The following is a 5,766-nucleotide window of genomic DNA, read 5'->3' as shown; positions in this document are numbered from 1 at the left end:
CCTGATAATGTGGATTTATAGCTCTGTTTTACCTATATAAACTTTCTTGATCTATTCCTAATCTTACCCAGCCTCCCAGATATCCGTCTGGATATCCGAGCGCTCGGGTCTGGTTTGTACAATTTTAACGATATTGGCTCCAATCTATCTGACTCATTAAATACAATGCATAAATCAAATTACTGATTACAAGTAAAATTATCCCAAATACGATCCAGCCTCCAATTCTATTTTTTCTTTTAGAATAATTGGCAAATTCAGTATTATATTGTTTCCATTTACCTTTGTAATCTAATGTAAAATAATTAAAAACAAAAAGTAGTATTAATGGTATATAGACAATAGGCATTGAAATCGAAAGCTGCATACTTGTTTTTGTATAAATTCTATAATATGCTACGAATGAAAATAATACCCACGCTTCTAAAGCGAGCATAACAAGACCGGCTTTAGATGATATAAGAGTTTCTCCTCCAAACGATTTTGAAGTATATTCTATAGAACGGTAAATTTTATAGAAAAAATAATAGTAACTTTTCTTAATAAATTTCATAATACTTAAAATTTCATGGCACCTGGAAAGGCTTGGTAATTTGGGTTTATAGCTTTATTCTCCCGATATAATCTTTCCTGATCTATTGCTAATCCCCCCCAGCCTTTCGGATAAAAAGCGTCAATACCAAAATAAAGTGTAGAAGGAATAGTCATCAAAGCACTTCCATAAGTTCCCATAGCCCCCATAATTGTGTTTAACCCTGCTTTTGCCGGATGAACAGCATTAGGAGAATTGGGATCATCTAGATAATTCAGTATGCCAAAACGATCCATAGCAAGCCCAAAATAAAAAGAGCCTTTACCTATTATTCCTGCCCATTGTCCCACTTTAGATATTGGAATTGTTGCTTTTGTCATTGGAGAATCTCTAAACAAACTAAGGTTTCTCCCTGTTAATGGGTAATTTCCTAAAAGTCCTCTTCTAATACCATCTGCATACATACGTTCTGAGTTTAGTGTTCCTTTTATAGTTCCAATACCAGAAGCAGTCGCAAATCCCCAATTTACTTTACCAACTGGTCCGTACGAGTCTACTACATTTGAGTTATTATCACTTACTGGTGCTCCTACACTACTATTACTACCTACAAAAGAATGAATATCATTCCCCGACCCTACAGCACTAAATCCCAATACCGGAGGTTTATTATAATTATCCAGATAATTATTGGTCAGATTTGTCGCCACTGCTGAGGCTCCGGCTGATGCCCCTGCTGCGCCAATAGTAATAAAAGCCGAAGAATTCCATTTAGCAGGGTTCAACTCGCCTCCGCTGGCATAGGCACCCATTATATATCCTGATAAAAGGTAACCAACTACGTTCCAAAATTCACCTGTAGGATCGGTATATTTTAAAGGATTGTTTAAAACGTAGCCGTAACGATTGTAATTTCCATTATTTTTATGAGTCTATCAAAACCTTATCACCCGAATTTTTAAAATTGCGTTACAATCATTCCATCAAATTTAAATGCTCTTTTACGTTCATTGGAACATCATTTAAATGAGGCCTCTTCTTTAATTCATTTATTAAATCCTGTTCGGTATTAATAATCTGCATATTGGAAATTAGTATTTCAAGCAATATCTTTTTTAACTCAGTACTCCGTTCATTGATTGAAATATCATTTTCAAGATTTAATAGTTCCAAAATCCAATTTCTCTCTTCAATGTTTGATGAGGTTAATCTATTGTAAATATGCATCATTCCAGTTAATGGAATTGACTTTAAGACATAGCCATAATTAATGTAAAAACTATTATTAAATTGGGATTTTTGAAGATTAATAATTTTGGTAATTACATCGTGATTTAAAACCCAATAATCGCCTTTCTTCTTAAAGCCAAAAGGCAGAAGTACTTCACTTAACATATTAGATAACTCTTTTTTTTCCATTCAATTATTATTAATAATGATCTAAAACTGTATTCCAAACTCCTCCATAATTCTTTTCAAAATGAACTTTATAGTTAAACAATTGCCTTGTACCTACTTTTATTTGATTAGGGTTGTAAGGCTTTAACTCATAGATAGTTCTTGTACTAAAATCTACAAAATCAGGTCGAATTCCTTTGATTCCAGTAAATTCCTTAAATGTAGTAATATTATCAGCTAAATTTGCTTTATACGCAGCATGCATCTCTCTTCCTAGCGATAGACTAGACTTAGTATAAGTTCTAGTAATAGCTATTTCCTCAATAATTCCTACATTGCCAATCTTTGATACTATTCCCTCAGCAGCATAAGGAACAGCAAAAGACACTGCCATATCAGGAGCACTATATCCAGCAGCATATGCCCAATCGTACACTGACATATTTACTGCATTATTAAATAATTCATGATGATATGCTTCACTGGCATTAAAGAATAAGCTTCTACCATTCTTAACATCATTTCCAAAATTAGTTATCGTATTAGCCCAATAAGATGAACTCGAAACTTCATGGTCAAAAAAATCATAAACATCCACCACTCTCTGATTAAGACCGTTTTCAAAACTATCATTAATTTTAGGGAAAAAGTTGAGGACATTCACTGCACTAATCCCTAATTCAGGTGGCTTATTATAATTATCTAAATAATTATTGGTCAGATTTGTCGCCACTGCTGAGGCTCCGGCTGATGCCCCTGCTGCACCAATAGTAATGAAAGCCGAAGAGTTCCATTTGGCAGGATTCAATTCGCCTCCGCTGGCATAGGCACCCATTATATATCCTGATAAAAAGTAACCAACTACGTTCCAAAATTCACCTGTAGGATCGGTATATTTTAAAGGATTGTTTAAAACATAACCGTAACGATTGTAATTCTGCGTATTAAACGGGTCCTGAATATTGTTGTCCGGCTGTAAAAAACGATGCAGATTAGGATCGTAAATACGGCCGTTCATGTTGATGAGACCTACACTTTGTATATGTTCATGTCTTGTAAAATCATTAAACAGTTGAATATCATCTTACTTTAATACATAAGCTACAAAAAAAAGTAAAATAGCAGAAAAGACAGCATAGACCTTGTACACAGAATTACTAAATCTCGGTGTCCTATTTTTTATTTCTTCTTTTCTAATATCTTGCAATTTGTTATACCAGAAATAATTAAAAATGAACAACAATATCGTTGTGACAATCATGTACTTAAAATCTTTAACTTTAAACTGAGTTAGTTTAAAGATCACAACTAAAATTAAATTTATATTTAACGATTGAATAAATGAAGTATTTAACAATATGTCAATTTCCGGATCTTTATCCTTTTTTTTTAGTCTATTATAACTTGAAGAAGCATAATCGAGCCAAAAATCAATAAGCCCCTTTATTATTTTTTTCATAATTTAATTTAAGACGATCTCATTATTTAAAGTAGCAATCGTTTTACAAACATTTCTCTATATCTTAAACAATTTGGTAGGAATTACAAATAGTAATCGTGCCTAATAATTAAGTAAATAATAACTACTTAAAATTCCCTATAAAAGTAATAGGTTAAAACCACCAAAGGAAAAGATGCAAAACCAAAAACGTCAAGCAAAAAAGAATACTTGCCTAATGAATAACTTTCATTTTTAATGATAATTTCACCATTACCCCTCTTTGTGAAGTAATAATAGTTCAGAAAATAAAATAAAATTGGTGCAACAAGTGCAATTTTTCTAACATCATAATTAATATCAAGTCTTGTAATTAACATCATAATATTGGTAAATGTTATTAAATTACTTGTCTGAATAAAAGACAACAAGGTATAAACAGGAATTTCAGGAACTTCATTTTTTTTTCTGCTTTGTAGAAAAGACGCATAATATATGTATATATAAATTTTCATAAATTAATCTTTAATTTTTTTACTTTCATAACATCCGTTAATCATTGTTATGTTCTTGCAAAGTCAATAAGTATAATTAGCATTCATTATAAATCTACCAAGTTATCCATCTAATCTTCCAAGCTTGTCCAGCTACATTCCCCTTTTTAGCAGTCAATGTCACAGAACGTTTACAATTTTAACGATATTTATTCCAATCTACTTCACCCATTAAATAGAATGCATAAATCAAATTACTGATTACAAGTAGAATTATCCCAAATACGATCCAGCCTCCAATTCTATTTTTTCTTTTAGAATAATTGGCAAATTCGACATTATATTTTTTCCAATTATCTTTATAGTCTAATGTGAAATAATTAAATGCAAAAACTATTATAGCAGGTATGTATACAATAGGCATTGAAATGGTAAGTTCTATAAATGTCTTCGTGTAAATTGCATAATATGCAGAAATTGAAATTAATACCCATACTTGTAAAGCAAGCATAACAAGACCTGCTTTAGATGATATAAGAGTTTCTCCTCCAAACGAATTTGAAGTATATTCTATAGAACGGTAAATCTTATAGAAAAAATAATAGTAACTTTTCTTTATAAATTTCATGATATTTTTAGTTTCATTGCACCCGGAAAGGCTTAGTAATTCCGATTTATAGCTTTGTTTTTCTCTATATAATCTTTCCTAATCTATTCCTAATCCCACCAGACTGCCGGATATCGTTTTGGATATCCGGGCGATCGGGTGTGGTTTATACAATTTTAACGATATTGGCTCCAATCTACCTGACTTATTAAATAAAATGAAAAAATAAAATTACTGATGATAAGCAAAATTATCCCAAATACAATCCAGCCTCCAATTCTATTTTTTCTCTTAGAATAATTGGCAAATTCAACATTAAATTGTTTCCAATTATCTTTATAGTCTAATGTGAAATAATTAAAAACGTAAATTATTATAGCTGGCACATAAATAATAGGCATTGAAAACGAAAGTTGAATACTTGTCTTTGTAAAAATTCTATAATATGCCATGAATGAAAAAAAAACCCATGCTTCCAAAGCAAGTACAACAAGGCTTGCTTTGTGAAATGTAAGAAATTTTCCACCCGATAATTCTGAAGTATATTCTATAGAACGGTAAATCCTATAGAAAAAATAATAATAACTTTTCTTGATAAATTTCATAATATTTATAGTTTCATTGCCCCCGGAAAGGCCTGATAATTTGGATTAATAGCTCTGTTATCTTGATATAAACTTTCCTGATCTATTGCTAATCCCCCCCAGCCTTTCGGATAAAAAGCATCTATGCCAAAGTAAAGTATTGATGGAATAGCCATCATATTACCTCCATAAGTCCCCATAGCTCCCATATAAGTGTTTAGTATAAATTTTGCTGGATGAACAGCGTTCGGAGAACTTGGATCATCGATATAATTCAATAGGCCAAAACTATCCATAAAAAACCCAGCATAAAAAGAGCCTCTACCTATGCTACCTGCCCATTGCCCCACTTTCGATATCGGAATTGTAGCTTTCGTCATTGGAGCCTCTCTAAACAAACTAAGGTTTCTTCCTGTTAACGGATAATTTCCTGAAAGCCCTCTTCTGATACCTTCAGCATACATGCGCTCTGAGTTTAGACTTCCTTTAACTATTCCCATTGCAGAAGCAGTCCCAAAAGCCCAATTTACTTTACCAAATGGTCCGTACCAGTCTACCGCATTTGAGTTATCATCATTTACCGGTGCTCCTACACTACTATTACTACCTACATAATAATGCATATCATTCCCCGGCCCTACAGCACTAAATCCCAGTACCGGAGGTTTATTATAATTATCCAAATAATTATTGGTCAGATTTGTCGCCACTGC

Annotated in this window: 9 protein-coding genes; all 9 read right to left on the bottom strand. The window is 32.3% G+C overall.

Features of this window, described 5'->3' with window-relative positions; translation table 11 throughout:
• Positions 1-124: 124 nt before the first annotated feature.
• Positions 125-553, bottom strand: coding sequence for a hypothetical protein (locus GJU43_RS22615; protein ID WP_154344170.1), 429 nt, complete (start codon positions 551-553; stop codon positions 125-127).
• Positions 554-558: 5 nt separating this feature from the next.
• A complete protein-coding gene (locus GJU43_RS22610; RefSeq protein WP_154344169.1) occupies positions 559-1,344 on the bottom strand; it encodes a hypothetical protein in 786 nt (261 codons plus the stop codon).
• A gap of 163 nt (positions 1,345-1,507) precedes the next feature.
• A complete protein-coding gene (locus GJU43_RS22605) occupies positions 1,508-1,951 on the bottom strand; it encodes a DUF4304 domain-containing protein (RefSeq protein ID WP_154344168.1) in 444 nt (147 codons plus the stop codon).
• Positions 1,952-1,961: 10 nt separating this feature from the next.
• A complete protein-coding gene (locus GJU43_RS23150) occupies positions 1,962-2,948 on the bottom strand; it encodes an RHS repeat-associated core domain-containing protein (protein ID WP_229655121.1) in 987 nt (328 codons plus the stop codon).
• A gap of 66 nt (positions 2,949-3,014) precedes the next feature.
• Positions 3,015-3,389 carry a hypothetical protein gene (locus GJU43_RS22595; RefSeq protein WP_154344167.1) on the bottom strand — a complete coding sequence of 125 codons (375 nt, stop codon included), beginning with the start codon at positions 3,387-3,389 and terminating at the stop codon, positions 3,015-3,017.
• Positions 3,390-3,517: 128 nt separating this feature from the next.
• Positions 3,518-3,883 carry a hypothetical protein gene (locus tag GJU43_RS22590; protein ID WP_154344166.1) on the bottom strand — a complete coding sequence of 122 codons (366 nt, stop codon included), beginning with the start codon at positions 3,881-3,883 and terminating at the stop codon, positions 3,518-3,520.
• Between the two features lie 178 nt (positions 3,884-4,061).
• The gene (locus tag GJU43_RS22585; RefSeq protein ID WP_154344165.1) at positions 4,062-4,490 is read right to left on the bottom strand and encodes a hypothetical protein; all 429 of its coding nucleotides are present in this window, start codon (positions 4,488-4,490) and stop codon (positions 4,062-4,064) included.
• Between the two features lie 155 nt (positions 4,491-4,645).
• Complete coding sequence (locus tag GJU43_RS22580) at positions 4,646-5,074, bottom strand: hypothetical protein (protein WP_154344164.1); 429 nt, start codon at positions 5,072-5,074, stop codon at positions 4,646-4,648.
• 5 nt (positions 5,075-5,079) lie between these two features.
• Positions 5,080-5,766, bottom strand: a 687-nt coding sequence (locus GJU43_RS22895; RefSeq protein ID WP_195760091.1) for a hypothetical protein, incomplete at its 5' end; no start/stop codon positions are given.

The sequence above is a fragment of the Flavobacterium sp. LC2016-23 genome (assembly GCF_009674775.1).
In the GTDB taxonomy this organism is placed as follows: domain Bacteria; phylum Bacteroidota; class Bacteroidia; order Flavobacteriales; family Flavobacteriaceae; genus Flavobacterium.
This window is presented reverse-complemented; position numbering and strand designations above follow the sequence as displayed.